This is a genomic window from Streptomyces sp. NPDC001220, assembly GCF_053597895.1.
Genome location: NZ_JBSFJE010000008.1, coordinates 13,182 through 33,899, shown reverse-complemented (window position 1 = coordinate 33,899; position 20,718 = coordinate 13,182). Strand labels below are relative to the sequence as shown.

20 protein-coding genes and 4 pseudogenes are annotated in these 20,718 nt (G+C 68.7%); 9 read left to right on the top strand and 15 right to left on the bottom strand.

Annotated elements, in window-relative coordinates; genetic code table 11:
• Positions 1–82: 82 nt before the first annotated feature.
• Positions 83–184 (top strand): annotated as a pseudogene (locus ACWDGI_RS20195) (NAD(P)H-quinone oxidoreductase); the annotation flags it as partial.
• 58 nt (positions 185–242) lie between these two features.
• On the opposite strand, the pseudogene ACWDGI_RS20190 reads toward ACWDGI_RS20195, so the two are convergent.
• A pseudogene (locus tag ACWDGI_RS20190) lies at positions 243–551 on the bottom strand (sigma-70 family RNA polymerase sigma factor); the annotation flags it as partial.
• 184 nt (positions 552–735) lie between these two features.
• Positions 736–1,947 (bottom strand): Cmx/CmrA family chloramphenicol efflux MFS transporter, encoded by a 1,212-nt coding sequence (locus ACWDGI_RS20185; RefSeq protein WP_450760806.1) that lies wholly within the window; start codon positions 1,945–1,947, stop codon positions 736–738.
• Between the two features lie 246 nt (positions 1,948–2,193).
• Between ACWDGI_RS20185 and ACWDGI_RS20180 the strand changes: the two genes are divergently transcribed.
• Positions 2,194–3,081, top strand: coding sequence for a helix-turn-helix transcriptional regulator (locus ACWDGI_RS20180; protein ID WP_450760804.1), 888 nt, complete (start codon positions 2,194–2,196; stop codon positions 3,079–3,081).
• 116 nt (positions 3,082–3,197) lie between these two features.
• Here the strand turns inward: ACWDGI_RS20180 and ACWDGI_RS20175 are convergent, their stop codons facing one another.
• The 4 genes from ACWDGI_RS20175 to ACWDGI_RS20160 form a co-directional block, all read right to left on the bottom strand.
• Positions 3,198–4,184, bottom strand: a complete 987-nt coding sequence (locus tag ACWDGI_RS20175; RefSeq protein ID WP_450760802.1) for an SDR family NAD(P)-dependent oxidoreductase — start codon at positions 4,182–4,184, stop codon at positions 3,198–3,200.
• Positions 4,185–4,292: 108 nt separating this feature from the next.
• Complete coding sequence (locus tag ACWDGI_RS20170) at positions 4,293–4,901, bottom strand: zinc-binding dehydrogenase (protein ID WP_450760800.1); 609 nt, start codon at positions 4,899–4,901, stop codon at positions 4,293–4,295.
• A 55-nt stretch (positions 4,902–4,956) separates the two neighbouring features.
• Positions 4,957–5,850 (bottom strand): LLM class F420-dependent oxidoreductase, encoded by an 894-nt coding sequence (locus ACWDGI_RS20165; protein WP_450760798.1) that lies wholly within the window; start codon positions 5,848–5,850, stop codon positions 4,957–4,959.
• Positions 5,851–6,110: 260 nt separating this feature from the next.
• The gene (locus tag ACWDGI_RS20160) at positions 6,111–6,998 is read right to left on the bottom strand and encodes a helix-turn-helix transcriptional regulator (protein ID WP_450760796.1); all 888 of its coding nucleotides are present in this window, start codon (positions 6,996–6,998) and stop codon (positions 6,111–6,113) included.
• A gap of 331 nt (positions 6,999–7,329) precedes the next feature.
• On the opposite strand from ACWDGI_RS20160, the gene ACWDGI_RS20155 reads away from it, so the two are divergent.
• Positions 7,330–8,238, top strand: a complete 909-nt coding sequence (locus ACWDGI_RS20155; protein ID WP_450760794.1) for an MBL fold metallo-hydrolase — start codon at positions 7,330–7,332, stop codon at positions 8,236–8,238.
• Positions 8,239–8,313: 75 nt separating this feature from the next.
• Complete coding sequence (locus tag ACWDGI_RS20150) at positions 8,314–8,925, top strand: TIGR03086 family metal-binding protein (protein WP_450760792.1); 612 nt, start codon at positions 8,314–8,316, stop codon at positions 8,923–8,925.
• Here ACWDGI_RS20150 and ACWDGI_RS20145 read toward each other — a convergent pair.
• The 6 genes and pseudogenes from ACWDGI_RS20145 to ACWDGI_RS20120 form a co-directional block, all read right to left on the bottom strand.
• Positions 8,918–9,169 (bottom strand): annotated as a pseudogene (locus ACWDGI_RS20145) (IS982 family transposase); the annotation flags it as partial. The gene ACWDGI_RS20150 and the pseudogene ACWDGI_RS20145 sit on opposite strands and share 8 nt — an antisense overlap.
• A gap of 346 nt (positions 9,170–9,515) precedes the next feature.
• Entirely contained in the window at positions 9,516–10,091 is a 576-nt protein-coding gene (locus ACWDGI_RS20140) for a TetR/AcrR family transcriptional regulator (RefSeq protein WP_450760790.1), read from the bottom strand.
• 126 nt (positions 10,092–10,217) lie between these two features.
• Positions 10,218–10,379: a hypothetical protein gene (locus ACWDGI_RS20135; RefSeq protein ID WP_450760788.1), complete on the bottom strand. Its 162-nt coding sequence runs from the start codon at positions 10,377–10,379 to the stop codon at positions 10,218–10,220.
• Positions 10,380–10,460: 81 nt separating this feature from the next.
• Positions 10,461–11,255 carry an oxidoreductase gene (locus ACWDGI_RS20130; protein ID WP_450760786.1) on the bottom strand — a complete coding sequence of 265 codons (795 nt, stop codon included), beginning with the start codon at positions 11,253–11,255 and terminating at the stop codon, positions 10,461–10,463.
• A 370-nt stretch (positions 11,256–11,625) separates the two neighbouring features.
• Positions 11,626–11,789, bottom strand: a pseudogene (locus ACWDGI_RS20125) (transposase); the annotation flags it as partial.
• Positions 11,790–11,811: 22 nt separating this feature from the next.
• Positions 11,812–12,099, bottom strand: a complete 288-nt coding sequence (locus tag ACWDGI_RS20120) for a hypothetical protein (RefSeq protein WP_450760784.1) — start codon at positions 12,097–12,099, stop codon at positions 11,812–11,814.
• Positions 12,100–12,496: 397 nt separating this feature from the next.
• Here ACWDGI_RS20120 and ACWDGI_RS20115 point away from each other — a divergent pair, with 397 nt between their 5' ends.
• The 5 genes from ACWDGI_RS20115 to ACWDGI_RS20095 all read left to right on the top strand — a co-directional run bounded on the left by ACWDGI_RS20115 (position 12,497) and on the right by ACWDGI_RS20095 (position 16,644).
• Complete coding sequence (locus tag ACWDGI_RS20115) at positions 12,497–13,345, top strand: oxidoreductase (protein WP_450760782.1); 849 nt, start codon at positions 12,497–12,499, stop codon at positions 13,343–13,345.
• A complete protein-coding gene (locus tag ACWDGI_RS20110; RefSeq protein ID WP_450760781.1) occupies positions 13,345–13,959 on the top strand; it encodes a TetR/AcrR family transcriptional regulator in 615 nt (204 codons plus the stop codon). Before ACWDGI_RS20115 ends, ACWDGI_RS20110 begins: the two co-directional genes overlap by 1 nt.
• Positions 13,960–14,149: 190 nt before the next feature.
• Positions 14,150–14,434, top strand: coding sequence for a hypothetical protein (locus ACWDGI_RS20105; RefSeq protein WP_450760779.1), 285 nt, complete (start codon positions 14,150–14,152; stop codon positions 14,432–14,434).
• Between the two features lie 531 nt (positions 14,435–14,965).
• On the top strand, positions 14,966–15,799 hold the full coding sequence (locus ACWDGI_RS20100) for a helix-turn-helix domain-containing protein (RefSeq protein ID WP_450760777.1): 834 nt from the start codon (positions 14,966–14,968) through the stop codon (positions 15,797–15,799).
• 152 nt (positions 15,800–15,951) lie between these two features.
• A complete protein-coding gene (locus tag ACWDGI_RS20095) occupies positions 15,952–16,644 on the top strand; it encodes an SDR family NAD(P)-dependent oxidoreductase (protein ID WP_450760775.1) in 693 nt (230 codons plus the stop codon).
• A gap of 92 nt (positions 16,645–16,736) precedes the next feature.
• On the opposite strand, the gene ACWDGI_RS20090 is transcribed toward ACWDGI_RS20095, so the two are convergent.
• Genes ACWDGI_RS20090 through ACWDGI_RS20080 form a run of 3 tightly spaced genes read right to left on the bottom strand, consistent with a single transcriptional unit; the run spans position 16,737 to position 20,489 of the window.
• Positions 16,737–17,780, bottom strand: a complete 1,044-nt coding sequence (locus tag ACWDGI_RS20090) for a LacI family DNA-binding transcriptional regulator (RefSeq protein ID WP_450760773.1) — start codon at positions 17,778–17,780, stop codon at positions 16,737–16,739.
• Between the two features lie 52 nt (positions 17,781–17,832).
• Positions 17,833–18,771, bottom strand: coding sequence for an ROK family protein (locus tag ACWDGI_RS20085; protein WP_450760771.1), 939 nt, complete (start codon positions 18,769–18,771; stop codon positions 17,833–17,835).
• Complete coding sequence (locus ACWDGI_RS20080; protein WP_450760769.1) at positions 18,768–20,489, bottom strand: class I mannose-6-phosphate isomerase; 1,722 nt, start codon at positions 20,487–20,489, stop codon at positions 18,768–18,770. Before ACWDGI_RS20080 ends, ACWDGI_RS20085 begins: the two co-directional genes overlap by 4 nt.
• Positions 20,490–20,718: the final 229 nt, after the last annotated feature.

The window sequence follows — 20,718 nt, the reverse complement described above, 5'->3', positions numbered from 1 at the left end:
CTCATCGGCGACTGCGCGAAGTCCGCGACCGCCCTGCGGCCTCCGAATAGACGCCGGCACCACCAGGTACAGACGCCGGCACCTGGCGGCCACAGCCCTGAACCGGGCAGACATCATGCAGCGGATGGGCCTCTATCCGCTGCCGCCAGGAACGTCGCCCTATCCGGGACTCGAGGTCTCCGGCGGATTCCTTCCGTGTGCTGCCGTGGTGAAGGGGCGGAGAGTGCGGGTAACTGGCGTCTGAGCCTCTCGATCCCCCGGGCGAGCTGGGAGCGCACCGTGCTCGGCGAGATGCCCAGGTCGCCCGCGATCTCGCTGTCCGAGAGGTCATGGAAGTACCGCAGGACCACCACCGTCCGCATCCGCATGGGCAGTTGCTGTAGCGCGCTCACCAACTGGTCCCTGCTGTCGACCTGTCCGTACTCGTCGCCGCGGGCAGCCCGCTCGGGGCCGGCGGTCGGCCGCTGCGACCGGCAGGAGCGAATACCGCATGGAGTTTCACGGAGATCCTCGCGGACGCCGGCTACAAGGGGATGGGTGACGCGACCCATCGCAGGTTCACGAAGAACGCTTCTGCCTGGTACGAGGAGCGGCATGAACTACGGCGCAGCGCACACTCCTCCCGGCGCATCCGCCTCGAGCACGGCACCGCCCGAGCGTGAACACCGACAACGCCACACACCTCGACGGGCCACGGCCAACCGTGCACGAGGTCGTTGGTTACGGCTGCGGTTGTCAGGATGCAGCGGCAGCGTGCTCCAGCTCGGAGACGGTTGTGGGCTCCTCGGTTCCCGCTTCGTGGCGTCGGGTGAGGTGGCGGTCCAGGAGAACGCTGCCCATGTGGGCGACCCCGAAGGCCGCACCGATCCAGGCCGTACCCGCCAGCCCCAGTCCCGTGTTGATCACGAGGCCGGATGCCAGGGGGGCGACGGCGATGCCGACGTTGAAGGCGGCGATGTTCACGGCGCCGCCGAGCGTCCTGGTCTCTCCGAGAATGGCGAAGACTCTGGCGTTGACCGCGGGCGTGACCCCGAAGTTGGCGGCGCCCAGGAGCACCACCAGCACGATCGTGACCCACGCGACCTGTGCGGTCACTGCGAGTGCTGTCGCGGCGATGATGAAGGCGGCCATGCCCACCAGCAGGAGTGTGAAGGGGGCGCGGTCGGCCACGCGTCCTCCGATGGTCAGGCCGACGAACGCGCCGACGCCGTAGAGTCCGAGTACGAGGGGCACCAGGCCTGTGCTGAGGCCGGTGACGTCCTCCAGCAGGGCTCCGAGGTAGGAGAAGACCGCGAATTGGGCGGCCACGGTCAGTGCGGTGGTGGCGTAGGCGACCCAGAGCCGTGGCTGCATCAGCGAGCGCAGTTCCGTGGCCAGACGCGGCTGTGCCGTTGTCGTGTCCCGGCCGCCGGGCAGGGCGATGAGCAGTGCGATCGTGGACAGAGCGGTCATCGCGGCCACGGCCCAGAAGGCGGCCTCCCAGCCGGCGTGCTGTGCGAGCAGCGTGCCGCCCGGGACACCGATGATCGTGGCCACGCTCAGTCCCGAGACGACCACTCCCATGGCCCGGCCCTGCTTGCCGGCCTCGACCAGCGAGATGGCCGCGACCGAGGCCATGGCCCAGAATCCGGCATACGCCATGGCCGACAGCACCCGCATGACCAGCAGGAATCCGAAGTGCGGGACGAGAGCGGCGCCGACGTGGGCGGCGATGAAGACGAGCTGGAAGCCGGCCAGCGCGGAACGGCGCGGCATCTTCAGGGTGACCAGGCTCATCAGCGGTGCTCCGACGAGCATGCCGATGGCGAAGGCGGACACCAGCATTCCGGCGGAGGCGAGGGGGATGTCTAGGTCCTTGGCGATGGAGGGCATCACGCCGGAGAGCATGAATTCCGAGGTGCCCTGGGCGAAGATGCCCAGCCCAAGGACGTAGATCACAAAGGGCATGATTCATCTGCTTCGTGTGAGGAACGAGGGGTGACCGGGTGCTCCGCTCGGCCGTGCGCGGCCCGTTCTCAGCAAGGGCCCGTGGCCGCCGAGGACCACCTGTGGAGGCGGCGTTGCCTCCCGGTTCGCGTCCAGCATCCCGTCCGGTAGGCCCGTGCGGACGCCTCGCGCGCGCCCTGCTGAACCTAGGTCTGACTGGGCCACTCACAGGCCCCGTCATGCCGCTGTGGTGGTATCACTGGATGCATGGATCGAAGCGACGAGCTCGGTGACTTCCTGCGCTCGCGGCGGGCCCGTCTGCGTCCCGAGGAGGCGGGCGCGGCTTTCAGCGGCGGCGCGCGCCGGGTCCCGGGACTGCGCCGTGAAGAGGTCGCGCACCTGGCCGGGGTGAGTACGGACTACTACGCCCGTCTCGAGCAGGGCCGGCACCCACACGTCTCGGAGGCGGTGCTGGAGGCGGTCGCCCGCGCGCTGCGCCTGGACGACACCGAACGCGGCTACCTCTTCGAGCTCGCCCGGCCCAAGTCCCCCGGTCCGGAACGGCGCCGTCCGGCCCCGCTGCCGCGCGTGCGTCCTGCCATCCACCAGATGCTGGACGTTCTCAACGTCGTCTCGCCGGCCCTGGTCATCAACCACCGCAGCGACGTCCTGGCAGTCAACCATCTTGCCAAGGCGCTGATCACGGACTTCGACGCGCTGCCGCACCGCGACCGCAACTTCGCCCGATTCGTACTGCTCCAGCCCGCCGCCCGTGACCTCTATCAGGACTGGGACCGGGTCGCGGAGGCGTTCGTCGCCAGTCTTCGTCTGGCTGCCGGACGCCATCCCGACGACCGCCTGCTCAACGAATTCGTCAGGGAGCTGTCCACCAAGGTTCCCGAGTTCTCCACCTGGTGGGCCGGCCACCGCGTGGACCAGTGCGCCCACGGCAGCCGACGCCTGCTTCACCCCGTGGTCGGCGAACTCACCCTCTCCTACGAGATCCTTGCCCTGCCCGCCGACCCTGACCTGAGTATCTGCCTCTACACCGCGGAACCTGGTTCGGCCTCCGCGGAAGCGCTCGGCATGCTCGCCAGCTGGAGTGCCCCGACGGCCCTACGAAGGCGCAGCTCCTCCGAGGCACCCTCAGGTTGACTCCGAAGGACCGGCCGCAATCTCCGCTTCCGTGTGACCTGTGGCAGCCGTCCTGCCGCTGCTCCGCTGGAATCGCTGCCGCGAGTTCAGTGCCGCCCCTCTCGCGAGGATTCTGCTCATGCGCCCGCTGCAGCGAGTGACAGTTCCCACAGGCGCTTGGCGGCGTCCGGGTCGAGTGCGTATGGGGCCACGCCGCCGGGGGCGGATCCCACGGCCTCGGCCGACAGCTTCTCCGCTTCGTTGTTGTCCTCGAAGTAGCGGCCGCCGATGCCCTCCAGCTGGGGGGAGGTCGCGACGAGCACGCTGGTCGCGGCGCCTTGGGCGATGGTCTTGAACCGGAACGGTGCGCCCTGGATGGAGCCGAGTTCTCCGGCCGCCTCTGCGGCGCGCAGCTGTGCGGCCTGGTCCGGATCCATGTGGCGCGACAGGTTCGTCGACATGATCACGCCGGGGTGGACGGCGTTGGCGGTGATCCCGTCGGTGATCCAGCGGTCGCTCGCCTCGACCGCGAAGAGAACGTTGGCGGTCTTGGACTGCCCGTAGGCGAGCCACGGGTCGTAGGCGCGGTTGTCGAAATTGATGTCGTCGAACTCCACGGGCGAGGCATGGTGGCCGCGGGAGCTCAGCGACACGATCCGCGCGTTGCCGGCGGCCGCGAGCGCGTCGTGCAGGCCGAGCGCGAGCGCGAAGTGACCGACATGGTTGGACGCGAACTGCAGCTCCCAGCCGTCCGGTGTGCGGTCGAGCGTGGGCAGTGCCATCACGCCGGCGTTGTTGACGAGGATGTGCAGGGGTCCGGTCCAGGCGTTCGTGAAGGCGGCGATCGACGCCTGGTCGGCGAGGTCGAGCCGGCCGACATGGACGGCGTCGTTTCCGGTGGCCTTGCGGATGTCGGTCGCGGTGCGTTCACCGGCGTCCGTGTTGCGGACCGCGAGGGTGACCGAGGCACCGGCTTCCGCGAGGGCGCGGGCGGTCTCGGCGCCGAGACCCGAGGCGGCGCCGGTGACGACCGCGTGTTTGCCGGAAAGATCGATGCCTTCGATGACCTCGGCGGCCGTCGACTCTTCCCCGAAGGGGGTGTGGATGCGCTGGGTGGTTGTCATGACCTCAAGTCCCTAGTAGTAGGTCGGTTGTTCTGTCCTCGCCTGAACAGGTGAGGGAGGCGGTCCCGGCAGGCCTGGTGCAGGTGCGCCGGAAGACAGAGGGGTGGCTCACGTCTGGTGCGCGAGTTCGAGGACGAGCTTGCCGGTGTTCTCGCCGGTGAACAGGCGCCTGAGCGTGGCCGGGAACGTCTCGATGTCGCCGTGCACCGTGTCCTCGATGCTCGTCAGCTGACCGTCGGCGAGCCAGTGCGACATCTGCGTCATGGCCTCGGGATACCGGTCGGCGAAGGCGGGAACGGCGACGCCTGCCACGGAGGCGCTCCGGTACAGCAGGGTCAGGTAGTTGCTCGGTCCCACGACCGCGTCGGCGTTGTCGTACTGGGAGATCGCGCCGCTGATGACGACTCGCGCACCGCGGGCGAGGCGGGTGAGTGCCTGGTCGAGGATGTCTCCGCCGACGTTGTCGAAGAACACGTCGACGTATCGAGGGGTGCGGTCGCGCAGCTGGTCGGGAAAGTCGTCCCGCCTGTAGTCGATGGCGGCGTCGAATCCGAGCCGGTCGATGTTGAACACACCCTCCCGCCCCGGCGGGATGTGCCGGCTGTGCTGGAGGTGGTCCTCGGACCAGAACACCTTCGCGGCCGCGTAGTCGCGCTTGCGGAAGAGTGTGTCGAAGGCTCTCAGAACGGTTTCTTTGTTCTGCTCGGGTGTGGACATGCCGTGCTCCAGAGGATGCTTGTCATGAGTGCCTCGGGTGTCGTCACCTGTACGGCTACGCGCTCTTCGCGCAGACGTCGGCGAGGCGGTGCCACTGGGTGAGCGGCGGCGTCTCACCTCCCTCGGCGGTGATGAGCTGCAGGGCCAGGTGGTCGGCGCCGGCGGTGTGGAACTCGGTCAGGCGGTCGCTGATCGCGTCGTCGGTTCCCCAGGCGACCAGGGCGTCGACCAGGCGGTCGCTGCCGCCGCCCGTGAAGTCGTCAGCGGTGAAGCCGAGGCGTTCGAAGTTCGTGGTGTAGTTGGGCAGCCGGAGGTACAGCTCGAGGAAGTCACGGCCGATGGCACGTGCCCGGACGGGGTCGCTTTCCAGGAGCACGGTGACCACGGGAGCCAGGAGCGGTCCGTCGCCCAGGACCTCCCGGGCCTGCTTGATGTATTGGGGGGTGACCATCGCGGGGTGGGCGCCGACGGCCCGGTCGCGGGCGAGACGCAGCATCTTCGGTCCGAGCGCCGCCAGGATCCGGCGGTCGGCCGGGACGGGGGTGGCGGCGTTGTCGAGGGCGTCGAGGTAGCCGACCATCGTGGAGTAGGGCCGCTGGTAGTTCTGGGCCAGCTGGGCGTGGCTTGCGCCCCGGCCCAGGAGGAACCGGGCGGGGCGGGCTTCCTCCAGTTCGGCTCGCTGCTGGGCCACCGCGGCGGCGTCCTCGTGCCAGATGTTGAGGATGCCGGTGGCCAGGGCGATGCGTTCAGTGCACCCGGCGAGCGCGGCGGCGTGGTGCACGCTGCTGTTGCCCCCGAGCCAGATCACGCCGAAGCCGAGCTCTTCCAGCTCGGCTGCCGCGCGTCGCCGTTGCTCTTGAAGTGCCGGATCTTCGGAGCGCAGTTCGTGGCTGAAGATCCCGAAGCGGCCCAGGGAGTGCTGCGGTGCGGTGCGAGGTACGGAGTCCATCGTTTGTTCCCTAACAGGATGAGTATCAGGGACCCGGACCAGACGCCCGTGAAGGCGGCGATCAACGTCCCGTCGGCGAGATCGAGCGGGCCGACATGGACGGTGTCGTTCCCGGCCGCCTTACGGATACCGGTCGCGGCGAGCTCGCCGACGTCCGTGCTGCCGACCGTGAAGGTGACCAAGGCGTCGGCGCTCGCGAGGGAACGGGCGGTCTCAGCCCAAGACCCGACGCGGCGCCGGTGACGACCGGCTGTTCCGCATCAGCCGTACGGTGCCTGGGCAGGGGCGGCCTCGTGTGTGTTCGTCGGTGTGGTCCAGCTGGCGAGCAGGCGGAGTGTTTCCGTGGAGGCGGAGCCGGGTTCGGTGGTGTAGAGCACGATGCTCTGGTCAGGGTCGGCGGGCAGAGCCAGGGTTTCGTAGGAGAGGGTGAGTTCGCCGACCACGGGGTGAACGAGGCGTTGGGTGCCGTGGGCGCACTGGTCCACGCGGTGGCCGGCCCACCAGGCGGAGAACTCGGGAACTTTGATGGACAGCTCCCCGACGAGCTCGATGAGCAGGCGGTCGTCGGGATGGCGTCCGGAGGCCAGGCGCAGACTGGCGACGAAGGTCTCCGCGACCCGGTCCCAGTCCTGGTACAGGTCACGGGCGGCGGGGTGCAGCAGTACGAATCGGGCGAGGTTGCGGTCGCGGTGCGGCAGTGCGTCGAAGTCCGTGATCAGCTGTCTGGCCAGGTGGTTGGCGCCCAGGACGTCAGCGCGGTGGTTGATGACGACGGCCGGTGAGACGTCGTTCAGGACGTCCAGCATCTGGTGGATCGGCTGCCGCATGCGCGGTGCGCGGACGGGACTGCTCCGGCGGCGTCCGGGTGTCCTGGGCCGGGCGAGTTCGAAGAGGTAGCCGCGTTCCGTGTCGTCCAGGCGCAGCGCGCGGGCGACCGCCTCCAGCACCGCCTCCGAGACGTGTGGGTGCCGGCCCTGCTCGAGACGGGCGTAGTAGTCCGTACTCACCCCGGCCAGGTGCGCGACTTCCTCGCGGCGCAGTCCGGGAACCCGGCGCGCGCCGCCGCTGAAAGCCGCGCCCGCCTCCTCGGGACGCAGACGGGCCCGCCGCGAGCGCAGGAAGTCCCCCAGTTCGCCGTTGTCGTTCATGCGGCCAGTGTGGTCCCCGTAGCGGCGCGGCGGGCCGGTGAAGGTGGACCAGTCAGACCTAGGTTCAGCAGGGCGTCCTTGGAGCCTCCACGTGAACGCAAAGCGGGCCATGCTGGCTGAAAAGCGACCGCCTTCTCCCGCGAGGAAGCCAGAGGACATCCCTGCATTCGGCCGGAGAACGGACCGGCTGTCCTGCACCGGCCCGCTGTCGCCTCGAAGACCGCGCTGCCGCAGGGCAGGCCCGAGCCAGCCCCCACGTGGCCCCTTCGAACCCCATCACAAGACACCCCTCCGCCCCGGCCCTGGGGCGGGCCGCCCAAAGGAGATCGACATGACCGAGTTCGCGCCTGTACCCGACTTCGCCCTGGGGCCGGACATCCCGGAGTCCGGGTACGTCGTCCAGGACCTGGGCGGCGGCGCCCACTTCGTCACCCAGGGGATGATCAACACGATGTTCGTGGAGACGAAGAACGGTGTCGTCCTCGTGGACGCCTCACCGTTCCTGGGGGACAAACTGCTGGAGGCGATCGAGTCGGTCACCCCCAAGCCGGTCACCCACCTGATCTACAGCCACGCGCACGCCGACCACATCGGGGCGGCTCACCTGCTGAAGCGGAACGGCCTGAAGATCATCTCCCATGAGATCACCGGCGAGTTCATCAAGGAGGTCAAGAACGACGACCGGCGTCCCCTGCCCACCGAGACCTTCAGCGGCCGGCGCAAGGAGATGGACATCGACGGGGTGCGGTTCGTACTCGACTACACGGGAGACTGGCATCAGGCCGGCAACCTGTTCATCCACCTGCCGGAACTGAAGCTCATGGGAGCGATGGACAGCTTCAGTCCGAAGAGCGCGCCGTTCTTCCGCCTGTACTTCTCCGCGCACGTCCCCGCGTACTTCGACGCCATGGACCAGTTGCTGGAGTACGACTACGAGACCATCGTCACCGGCCACATGGCCCTGCCGGGTACGCCCGAGGACGTGGCGACGAACCGGGAGTACATCCGGGACCTGCGCGCCGCTGCTTCCGAAGCACTGCGCACGGTCGACTTGAAGGAAGCCTCGGCCGCCGCCAGGGTGCCGGCCAACAACAAGCAGGCGGAAATCAAGGTCTGGATGGATGCGGTGACCGCCCGCGCGGCCGAGCTGATGCCGTCCTGGGAGAAGCGCCTGGGCGGGACCGACATCTTCCTCTCCGACAACCTCAACGCCACCGCGTGGAGCGTCTTCATCGACTAGGACGACGCCTTACGGATGAGGGGCGAACCGCGGTGATCGCGTTCGTCGCAATCGACTTCGAAGGAGGGATGCCCCATGCTGCCGGCGACGAAGGTGGAGCAGTTGGCGCAGAGCATCGATCTGGTCGTGGACGCTGTGCGCGGTGCGGCGGTCGACCAGTATCACCACCCGACGCCGTGTTCGGCGTGGACGGTGAAAGACCTCGTCAATCACATCGCCATGATGCTGCTGATGACGAGGGACGCGGGCACCCGCACGGCATCGGATCCGGGCCTGCTGACCGCGAGCCCGGTGCCACTCCTCGCCGGGCGGCCGGAGTCCGAGTGGGCGTCGCTCGTGGCCGGCGGAGCGGAACCGGCGGCCAGGGCCTGGTCCGAGCCGGCAGCATGGGAGGGCGAGGCCGGCCTCGGCGGACCGCCCATGCCCGCGACCGCGCTCGGCGGGATCCTGATCGCCGAATTCACCGTCCACGCCTGGGACACGGCAGCAGCCACCGGACAACGGCTCACTATTCCCACGGCCTTGGCCGAAGCCACGTTCGCGACCTACTCGCGTGAGGCACCCCGCATGCGCGGTCTCGGCCTCCTGGGTGGCGAAGTACCCCAAGACGCAGGCGCACCCGTGCTCGACCGCGCACTGGCCCTCACTGGCAGGAACCCCCGCTGGACACAGGGGCGAACTAGATGATCCAGTCCAAGGGGCAGTGATCGTAGGCGATCAGTGAGCGTAGGACGATTTGTCCGGTGGCGTCGTTGTGCCAGATCGCGGCGGTCAGCGCGAGAATGCGTTGCATGACGCGGGCTATGACATCTCCGGGAGTGCGCCCTCGGTGCCGTTCGAGGTCAAGCTGTCCCTGGAAGGTCTCGTTGATCGATTCGATGACCTGTCGCAGCGGCTTGAACAGGGCTGCGCCGGGCCGTTCCCGTCCACCTTCGACCTTTTCCGGCACCGGAACGAAGCGGGGGCTGTCGGCGGCCTGGCCCCCGGTCAGCTCGAAGGACAACGGCCTGGGCGACATGTCCCGCCAGGGCTGCCCGTGCGGAATCGCCACACCACCCCCTCAAACTGCTCACGCAACCGCTCGGGATGCGGACCGAACCTGCCGATTGGAAGGTACAGCTCGATCAACTGCCTCTCACTGTGGGTGAGTTGCGTGCGCGACACGTCCGCGTTCTATAGCTGGGTGTGCGGATCGGCAGCCCGAGCCGCGCGCGTTCGGTATCGATGTCGAAGGAGAGAACGCCGCTGTCGCGCAGTTCGGCGATCCGGGTACGGCCTCAGTCCAGCACCTTCAGGGCGCCGGACACGGCGCCCTCGAGGAACTCCCGGTCCGCATGGGCCTTGCCCATCACACGCATTCCCTGGATGAACGTCGTCAGAAAGCGCGCCAGCTCGGCCGGACGCTTCTCGGCGGACAGCTCACCCCGAACCTGGGCGCGCTGCAACGCCCCGGTCAGCGCGGACTCGACGGTGGCCATGGTCGACTTCACACGTTCGACTGTGCCCTCGTGCGATGCGCGCTCCGTAGCCGCGTTGACCAGCAGGCAGCCGCGCTCGGGATCCGCGAGGTCCGCCTCGGCCATGGCGAGCAGCGTCTCCCGAAGTGCCGCACGGATATCGGAGGCGGAATCGAGTCGCTCCACGAGGGAGGCGGCCTGGTCGTCGCAGTAGCGCTTCAGGGCCTGGGCGTACAGGCCCTCCTTGGAGCCGAACGCGCCGTACAGGCTGCCGCTGCCGATGCCCAGTTCCGCCGTCAGTTGCGGCAGCGACGTCGCGTTGTAGCCCTGGCGCCAGAAGAGGTCCATGGCCCGCTCCAGTACCTGGTCTGTGTCGAACTCCCGAGGGCGTGCCATGTGATCATAGTAGCATTTTTGGAATGTTTATTCCAGTATCGAGGAGGTGATCGCCGCTCCAAGGGACAACCGCGTCCAGGCCGGACCGGAACGCGCAGCCGAGGTGTGCCCGAGTGCTCCGCCCGGTCAGCTCTGAGCGGGCGTGGCACTGATGGCGGCGGCGATCGGCTGATCCCCGAAGAACGCATCGAAGCCCGCCGGCAGGCCGTCCTTGACCGTCGGGACGTGCGCGATGGTCGAGTCGAAGGGCGTCCTGGTGGTATGGCCGGTCCCGGGGGTGCGTTCCACAGCCACCCCCGTGTTGGCCTCGGCGGAGCGGGCGTGTGTCCGTTCCGCGCCCCTATGGCGTGCGGGTGCCCCGGGCGGGTGTCACAGGGTCTTGATGAGTCCGCCGTCGATGGTGAAGTCGGCGCCGGTGACGTTGCCGGTGCGGTGGCTGGCCAGCAGCAGGGCGAGGTCGGCGACCTCGTCGGGGCGGGTGAAGCGGCCGGTGGCCAGGCCGCCGAGGCCCGCGACGATGGCCTCGCGTGCCGCGTCACGTTCGACACCCATGGCGTTGGCGACGGTGTCGGCCATGCCGCCGTCGGCCAGCCAGATGTCGGTCTCGACCGGTCCAGGGCTGATGGTGTTGACGCGGACGCCCTGGGGGCCGACCTCCTTGGAGAGCGACTTGGCGAAGCTGGCCAGGGCGGCCTTGGATGCCGCGTAGTCGACGATGCTCGGGTCGGGCAGGATCGCGTTCACGGAGCCGATGTTGATGATTGCTCCGCGGCTCTCCAGCAAGTGGGGGAGGGCTGCCCGGCTGGCCCGCACGGCGCTGAACAGGTTGGTGTTGAAGGTCTGCGTCCAGTCGTCGTCGCTGACGGACGAGAACCCGCCCAGGCGCGGAGTGACCGAGCCGACGTTGTTGACGAGTACGTCGACGGTGCCGAAGTGGGTGACCGCCGCGTCGATGAGGGCGGCGGCTCCGTCGGCCGTGCTCAGGTCCACCGGCAGCGAGACGAGACCGTGTCGCTTGCTCAGCTCGGCGAGCTCCTTGCCCGGGTTGCGCGCGCCCGCGACCACGTGAGCGCCCTCGTGAGCGAAGGCGCGGGCGACAGCCAGGCCGATGCCCCTGCTGGCGCCGGTGACGACGACGACCTTGTTGTCGAGTCCGAGATCCATGACCTCACACCATTTCTTTTCTGGATTGATCAATACGTAATCCGTGCACGGAAAGGGGTCCCGTGCCGTGGTGGTGCCACCGTAGCAATAATGGATAGTTCAATCAAGAACTAGTTGGCCGCCCTGGCGATGCCGAGTCCTCGGCGCCCTCCTGGCTGCGCCGCTGCCACAGGTCAGAGCCTGCGACGTTTGGCGGATCGACCGGCTGGAGCAGGCCTTGTCGGCCAGGACACGGTCCGGGGCTGTGCGGGGCCGGCCCTTGCCTGCCCTGGGGATGCGAATGCCTTCCAGGACTTGGGCGAACGTGATGGCGTCGTTGGAGTGGCCGGGCGTGAGCCCGATCGGCAAGGGCAGGCCCCGGCCGTCGACCGGTCTGCCAGGGCCCGTACCGCTCAGGCAGATCACGCCACGGAGCCCCGGTCCGCAGCCGCCACAGCACACCGTTGACCACCTGACGATGATCACGCCACGGACGGCCGCGCCCGTCCACCTGCGGCAGCAAGACTTTATTCGCGACCGCGCCGTATCCGTCAACCCACCCCGGTCGGCCACAAGATCAATTGTCAGAGGAGCCCTTGCCCGGATCAGACACTCTGTCCCGCACGAAGAGGCTCAGCCGGTACGTAGTCGGCTGCAGCAGGCGTCCGCAGAACGTGTCCATCCGCGCTGCGGACCAGTCGATCTGCGTGTCCGATGCCCGGAGGTGCCGAATGTGCTCGCGCCACTCCGGCTCATCCTGGGTCTCGAAAAGCACTTCCCAGCGGCCTGCCTCCGGCGCGAAGCGGTCAGCAGTCCGCCGCATCTGGTCCTGGTGCTGACGTCTCCTCTTGCGCTGTCCCGGCATCGGCCCAGCATCGCTGGGCGTGACCGTCGCAGCAAGGCCATTGCCTACCGACCGAGGCCGCCCTGTGACCACACCAGACACGTGGGAATCATCCCGGGGCCGAACAGTCACCTGATGCCGATCAGTCCGTCTCCGCCGGCCGAACCCATGCCGGGCCAGGTCCTCCGAATGCGGACCGTGGATGCCGGAGTGACGTCGCGGGACAGCGGCGCAGCCCACCAGCCAGTGCGCACAGCGAGAGGTGTCGGCTGGCCCCGACATCGGTGAGGGGCCGGAAGCGCTCTGGTCGCGCCGCGAAGCGCGGAAGAATCAACACGGCGGCGATAAAAATCGACGCTGTGTAGACTTTCTGATGAGGGGGCACCCCAGGTCCCCGCGAGACCCTCCTGGAGGAGCAGTGGAGAAGCGGAACTGGCTCATCACCGGCGTCAGCACAGGCCTTGGACGTGCCTTCGCCCAAGCCGCCCTGGCCGCCGGGCACACCGTCGTCGGCACCACCCGCACAGAGACGGATCTGCGAGCCTTCGAAGACCTCAAACCCGGACACGCTCACGGACGCATCCTGGACGTGACCGACGGCGACGTCGTCTCCAGCGTGGTCACGGAAGTGGAGCAGAGCGTCGGCCCCCTGGACGTCGTCATCGCCAACGCCGGCTATGGCCTGGAGGGCACCTTCGAGGAAACCCCGCTGGCCGAGGTGCGGCGGCAGTTCGAGGTCAACGTATTCGGGGCAGTGGCCACCCTGCAGGCGGCACTGCCCCACATGCGTCGGCGCCGCCGCGGACACCTGATGGCCGTCACCTCCATGGGCGGGCTCATGGCCGTGCCCGGCATGTCCGCCTACTGCGGCAGCAAGTTCGCCCTGGAAGGCGTCCTGGAGGCGCTGGGCAAGGAGGTCGCACAGTTCGGGATCCACGTGACGGCGATCGAGCCCGGCTCCTTCCGCACCGACTGGGCCGGACGGTCCATGACTCGCGCCGCGCAGACCATCGACGACTACGACGAGCTGTTCACCCCCATCCGCGAGGCGCGGCAGAAGGCCAGCGGGAACCAGCTGGGCAATCCGGCCAAGGCCGGGGAAGCAGTCGTGCACATCACGTCGGTCGAGCAGCCGCCGGCCCACCTCGTCCTGGGCTCGGACGCGTTGCGACTGGTCAGCGCCGCGCGCAGGGCCGTTGACGAGGACATCCGCGCATGGGAGACGCTCTCCCGTACGACCGACTTCGCCGAGGGTGCTCAGCTCTGATGTCCGGCCACCACCCTGCGCGGAGCCGTCGCCCCACCGAACGCAAGGGCGATGTCCGGGAGCGGGCCATCCTCGACACCTGCGAGGCCCTGCTGGCGCAAAAGGGCTACGACGCCATGACCGTCGGCGACATCGCCCAGGGCGCCGGCATCACACGCGGTGCCCTGTACTTCTACTTCGGCTCCAAGCAAGAAGTCGTCGCGGCACTCGTGGCCCGGACCGTCGAGCACCTATGGGAACGGTCCCGGGCAACCGCGCAGACGGACGAGCCGCGCCCCGCCATCACCGCAGCCATGCAGCGCACCGTCGAGCTGTGGAACGAGCACGGCCTGGTCATGCGCACGGCCATCGACCTGTCGTTGACCGTCCCGGAGATCGGCGAGCTGTGGAACCACACAGCCGACCTGTTCATCACGGCCATCACCGCGGTCCTGGAGCGAGCCGGCATCCAGGCCGGCTCCGCACCGGAACAAGCGTCAGCCATGGCACGCGCCCTGTGCTGGATGATCGAGCGGACCTTCTACCACGCTTCGCAAGAGTCCCGCGAGAAACTCCAAGAGGCATCCGCGACCTGTGAACACATCTGGATGACCAGCGCTGGTCTGACCGTCTGAGACGTTTGGTGCCGGCGGTGAGGCACGAGACCTGATGTGGAACTCCGAGCCCACCGTCCATGGCCTTTCACGTGCGGATGAACCATGCGCCTATCCGAGCGTCTTCCGGGCGTGCCATGAACGGGAGACACCCGCTGCGGGGTACGCCCTTTCGAGCAAGGTGGCCTTGGGATACGCGAGGAGATCAGCCATGTACGCAGTGGTTCGGCGGTATGAAGGAGTGACGGATCCTGCCGAGGCGGGACGCCGGGTGGACGAGGGATTCGTCCCCATCCTCCGTCAGGTCCCCGGCTTCGTGGCCTACTACTGGATTGATGCCGGGGGCGGGGTGATGGTCTCTACCAGCATCTATGAAGACCAGGCCGGGGCCGACGAGTCGGTCAAGAGGGCGGTGGACTTCGTACGGGAAAGCCTCGCATCGCTGCTTCCCAACCCTCCTCAGATCACGGCCGGCCAGGTCGTGGCTGCTGGGTAGCGAACCCCGCAGTGAGGCTGGATCCTCGGTATCCCCGCACTGCTGACCCGGCTGTTCACAAAACTCCGGCCAGAGCCATGTCCAAGGATCCTCATCCATGAGGGTGCTCGTGGCCTGCACGTCACCTGTGACCTGCGAACCGGCACTTTCCGATGTCGTGACGTGGGTGTCCGATCAGCTGCTCCCGCACCATGGGCGGCGCGGTGACCTGCCGCTGCTTGCGCCGCCCCGCAGGGCTCCGGGCCGGCGCCTCGGACGGGCTGTGAGGCGGCTCGCTGAACTGGTGGAGGACTGGTGGAGGCGTCGTCCTGACGCGACCGGATGCAGGCAGGCAGGCACGGGCTTCCGACACCACTCTGACGTAGTGGTTCGACGTGGTGGTCACGCTTGCTCCTCCTGACTCCGAACAGCATCGGTGTGCGCCGTTCAGGACTCGACACTGAGCCCCGGGAAGCGTCGGCGGGAGCCACGGGGCTTCGTGGTACAGCGCGTACCACCCAGCGGGGCAGGGTGTGGGGGAGGATGGTGCGCATGGATCAACTCGGTGCCGCGCTGCGGGCGTGGCGGGACCGGCTGGATCCCGCGACAGTGGGCTTCGCCCATGGCTCACCCCGTCGGGTCCCGGGTCTGCGACGCGCGGAGCTGGCGGCGCTGGCCGGCATCTCGGTCGAGTACGTGGTCCGGCTGGAGCAGGGACGGGTGGCGACACCCTCGGCACAGGTCTGCTCGGCCCTGGCTCGCGCCCTGCACCTGTCCGACGACGAGCACGCTCACCTTTTGCGCATGGCCGGTCATGCAGCGGACCCGACCCGGGTTCCGCGCATGATCCCAGAGAGCCTGTACCGGATCGTGGACCAGCTCGCCGGCAACCCGTTGGCGATCTACGACGCCACCTGGCAGTTGCTGCACTGGAATCCGCTGTTCGCGGCCACGTTCGGCGATCCCACGGTCCACGGTGTGGGAGACCGCAACGTCCTGGTCCGGCAGTTCCTGGGTGAGCTGCCCCGGGTCCGGCAGACGGCGGCCGAGCGGGCGGCGTTCGAGGAGTCCCTCGTCGCCGACCTGCGCGCGACGACGAGCCGGTACCCCGACGATCCCGACCTCGCGGCGTTGGTGTCGAGGCTGAACCTCAGCACACGGTTCCGCGAGTTGTGGAGCCGCCGAGCGGTGGGCGGTCACCAGAGTGCGCGCAAACTCGTCCAGCACCCGGATGTCGGAGACATCGCCATGAACTCCGACATCCTCAACACCCAGGACACGAACCTCCGCCTCGTGGTGTACACGCCGCAGCCAGGCACCGACGCCCGTAGCAAACTCGAATTCCTCGCGGCCCTTGGGGTCCAGAGGATGTCTCCGCAGAAATGAAAGCCCGCGTTCCGCCTCGACCGATGGACCAGGCTGCTGGGTGGTACGCGCTGTACCAGGAAGTTTCGTAGCTCCCGCCAACCCTCCCGTGGACCCAGCATGGAGTGCGTGAACAGCGCACGACCGTGCTGTTCGGACCAGGAGGAGTCAGCATGACCACCACCTTCATCACCGGGGCCAACAAGTCCCTCGGTTTTGAAACCGCTCGTCGCCTCGTCGAGGCGGGGCACACCGTCCTCCTCGGTGCCCGCCACCGTGAGCGCGGTCGGGCCGCCGCCGAGTCGCTCGGCGCCCGGTTCGTTCAGATCGACGTGACCGACGACGCCTCGGTCCAGGCCGCGGCCGCGGATGTCGCCGCGCATGAGGGAACGATCGACGTCCTGGTCAACAACGCCGGCGTCCTCGGCAAGGTCGGCCCCGTCGAGGAGTACACCGCGGCCGACGTGAGCGCCGTACTCGACGTGAACGTCGTCGGGATCGTGCGCGTCACGCACGCCTTCCTCCCGCTGCTGCGCACGTCGCCGAACCCCGTCATCGTCAACGTGTCCAGCGGGATGGGCTCCTTCGGCATGACCCAGGACCCGGCGCGGATCGAGTCGCGGTATGCCCTGCCCCTCTACTGCGCCTCGAAGGCCGCGGTCACGATGCTCACGACGCAGTACGCCAAGGAACTGAAGGACGTGAAGGTCAACGCCGCAGACCCCGGGCAGACCGCGACCGACTTCACCGGCGGCCTCGGACACAGCGTCGCCGACGGCGCGGAGTCCATCGTGACCCTCGCGACGATCGGCCCGGACGGGCCGACGGGACAGTTCATCGACCGGTCCGGGAACCTCCCCTGGTGAACCTGCCCTGAGCCCTGGGTCGGTCGACCCGCCGCTCCGCGCGTACCTCAAGCTCGTCATCGACGTGCCACGGCCAACCGGGCACGAGGTCGTCAGGAGTCCTGCGACGGCCTCCTGCCTGGGCGAGCGCCAGGGTGCGGGCCGTAGCGCAGCAGGCGGGTCGGGACAGTGATGCGTCGGGACGCGGGGGTCTCGGTGTCCTGCCGGCCGAGGCGGTCGATGAGGAGGAGTGCCGCTTGACGGCCGATCTCGTCGGCGTCGTACGAGACGAGTGTCAGCGGGAGGCCGAGGACGTCGGCGAGGTCGAAGTCGTCGAAGCCTGCCAGGGGGAGCTGGGTACCGGCCTTGTGGAGGGCTCTGATCGCGCCCTGGCTGATGCGGTTGTTCGTGCAGAACAGCGCTGTGGGGCCGTCGGGGAGGTCGAGGAGTTCGAGGGTCGCCTGCTCGGCTGTAGCGGCGTCGACGAGGCCCTGCCGTACGAGGGCGCTGTCGGGCTGAACCGAGGCTTCCTCGTGTGCCGCCCAGAACCCGCGCAGCCGTTCGGCCCCTGTGTAGAGCGCCGGCGGATTGCCGAGGAAGGCGATGCGGGTGTGACCTTCCGCCAGGAGACAGGTGGTGGCCTCGCGGGCGCCGTGAAAGTCCTCGACCAGCACACAGTCGGTGTCGAGTCCGGCAGGTGGCCGCGCGGCGAGGACGACGGGGACATGGCGCATGGCATCGGCCAGGTGCTGCTGCCGACTGCCGGCGGGGACGACGATCAGGCCTTCGACCCGGTGATCGACCAGACCGTTGACGAGACCGGGTTCGAGCTCGGCTTGTTCGCCGGTGTTGCTCAGCAGCATCCGGAAGCCGTGTTCGGTGAGGACTTCCTGGACCCCGAGCGCGAGACGTGAATAGAAGGGGTTGGCGAGGTTGGTGACGACGAGGCCGATCATGCCGCTGCCGCCGAGCCGCAGGCTGCGCGCGGTCTCGTTGAGGCGGTAGCCGAGACGGTCCACCGCCGCGAAGACGCGTTCGCGGGTGGCTTCGGAGACCCGGGGGTCGTTCTTGAGCACCCGCGAGACCGTCATCGCGCTGACCTGCGCGAGTTTCCCGACGTCCTGCATGGTCGCCCCGCCGCCGCGGCGAGCGCTCATGCCCGTTCCCCTTCCTGCGTCCACTGTGGCGGCTCCCGGACCTGGCCGGCCCTCAAGGCGCCGTACTGGCTGTGTCGTGTGCCCAGTGGGCGGCTCCGATCAGCGGTGCCTCCGCCAGCTGCCTGGCCGGCAACACCCGCACGGGGATCCCACCGGTCCGGACGAGTCCGGCGGAGAGCGGAGGGTGGATCAGGTCCCACGACTGAGCCATGGAACCACCGACCACCACCGCGGTGGCCGCGAAGCGGACGATCCACGGGGCCAGTACCTCGCCAAGGCTGGCGAAAGCGTAGCGGAAAGCCTCCGCAGCTGCCGGGTTGCCCCCTTTCGCCAGCGCGGCGATCTCATGGACGTCCGGCGGGTCTCGATCCTCCGCGAGATTCCCAAGACCGGTGTAGCGGGCGCGGATGGCACGGCGTGAGACGAGATCCTCCAGCGGCCGGTCGCGCATGGTCAGCCGGTGCACGTGACCGTCGGGAGGCACCTGCGCGTCATCGTGCACAGGCAGGCCGCTCCGCAGGAACGAGGAGCCCACACCGGTGCCCAGCGTCAGGCACACCACGCGCTCATGCCCTGCCGCGGACCCCGCGTGATATTCGCCGATCGCGAAGGCATCGGCGTCGTTGAGGAAGCGCAGCCGTTCGGCCCGGTGGCCCAACCGCCGGCGCAATCCGGCCCCGACATCGACACCGGACAGGGCCTCGAACTTCCCGATGCCCGTGAAGCGGCCCACGCCGGTGTCGTAGTCGAAGGGGCCTGGTATGGCGACGCCCCAGCAGGGCCGGTGTCCGGCGGGCAGTTCCAGGGCGGCCAGGGCGACGGTGTCGAGGATGCTGTCGGCCGCGGCGTCGGAGTCGAGGGGCCTGCGCAGCACCGAGGACGGAACGGGGCGGCTGGTCGCGGGATCGACCAAGGCGGCGGTGACATGTGTTCCGCCGATGTCGAGTACGGGGATCAGCGCACCGGCCCGCTGGACGAGAGCGCTGGTCACGGCGCGACCACCAGGGCCTTGACGATGTGCACCTCGTCGCTGCCCACCGGGCTGATGCGGTACGGGCCGGCTGCGGCGGGCACCGTGATGGTCTCCGCGAAGGCCAGGAAGTGGCTGCCCGCGTCGCGCGTCTCGATGACGACTCCCTGGCCCGCGGCGACGTTGAGGATGTGGAAGCGGCCGGCGGTGTCGTCGGCGATGCCGGTTTCCGGGGCCAGGACCAAGCGGTGCACCGCGTAGAACATCTCCGGCAGCGCGCCGATGACCTCCTCGCGCCAGCCCTCGCCGGCACGCAGGATGCGCGGCTGCTGGATCAGGTCCTTCGTCACGTCCTCTCCGCGTCGAGTGGTGTCGAGGTTGGCGAAGCCGTGTTCGTAAGGGAGGGGCCGGGAGGCGCCGGCGGCGTCCTTGCGGAGCCAGTCGTAGAAGCGCAGGGAGTACAGGTAGGGCGTCGCGCTCACCTCCAGCACCAGATTGCCTGCGCCGGAGGCGTGCGGGGTGCCCGCGGGGATCATGAACAGCTGGCCGACGGTGGCCGGATGGGTCTGGACGTGGTCCTCGACGGGCATGGGGGTGCCGTGCGCGATGGCGTCCTGAACCTGGCGGCGCATGACTGCGGGATCCGCGTGCTCGGTGAGCCCGAGGAGGACCTGGGCGCCGGGCTCGCTCGCGGTGACGTAGTACGTCTCGTGCTGGGTGTAGGGCCAGCCGAAGACCTCCCGCATGTACTGCTCCTGAGGGTGGCAGTGCAGGGAGAGGTTGCCGCCCCCGACGGTGTCGAGGTAGTCGAACCGGATCGGGAAGGAGGTGCCGAAGGTGCGGTGGACCTCTTCGCCGAGCATGGCCTCCGGATGCAGGACGCAGAGCAGCTGGAACGGGACCTCGACCTGTGGCCCGCCCTTGTCGCCGATGAGGACTCCCGCCTCGGGGGCGATCAGTTCGTAGCCGAGGGCGGTGTTGCCGGCCTGCGGGGTGAAGCCGAGTTCGCTCGCCGCCCATTGGCCACCCCATGGCGTGGAGTTGAAGTACGGGCGGGTGCGTACGGGCCCGCGCACCAGGTGTTCCAGGGTGCTGCGCAGGGCGGTGCCGTCCAGTGAGGCGGGGGCTGACGCGTCCTGCGTGTCGATCCACCGGTCGACCCGTGTCGCGTGTGCGTCCCGGTGTCGGTCCAGCACGGGCCAGTCGGTGTAGAACAGCCGTACCAGATCCGAGGGTTCACCGAGACGGGCCAGGTTCGTGCCCACCGGCAGTTGCCCGTGCGCCACGGCGGCCTCGGCGTATCGCTTCGGCAGGTCCGCGTACCACAGCACGTCCGGCTCGCACAGCCCCGCGCCCGGACCGAACATCACCACGATGCCCTCGTCCGGGAGCCTCTCGGCCCGGGGGACGACGCCGAAGAGGTCGCAGACCTGTGCCTCGGACAAGGGGGTGAAGAAGGAGTCGTCAGCAGGGACGGGCCGGGCGGCGATGCGGTCGGCGGCCGCCGGTGCGTAGTGGTGACGCACATCCACCAACCGCACCTCCCGCCCTGCGGAGCGGACGGCCGCCGACAGGCCTTCGGCCACCGAGTCCCAGTCCAGAGCGGCAGGACCGTCCACCGACAGCACGAGCGGACCGGCGGGCAGTCCGGCGACAGCAGTCGGCCAGCCCGCGACTACCTGCCCCTCTACGGGCTCGTAGCTGGGGTTGGCATCGTACGAACGAGACGGCGACGGCACATCTACTCCTCACGGGGGGTCTTCCTGTTTCAAGTTAACGATAACAACGGGCGTCAGAAGGCGTCCACTCTTCTGTCCGGTGCAGACATCTCTCGCTTACCCACCTCTGAACTGGCGGTTTATCCGAGGTGGTGGGTGCGTAGAAGCTTGCAAGCTTAGAGATCGCTGAAGCTCGGGACGTGTTGACGTTAACTTGCGGGCGTCGCGTGGCCGACCTGACGCGGAAGGC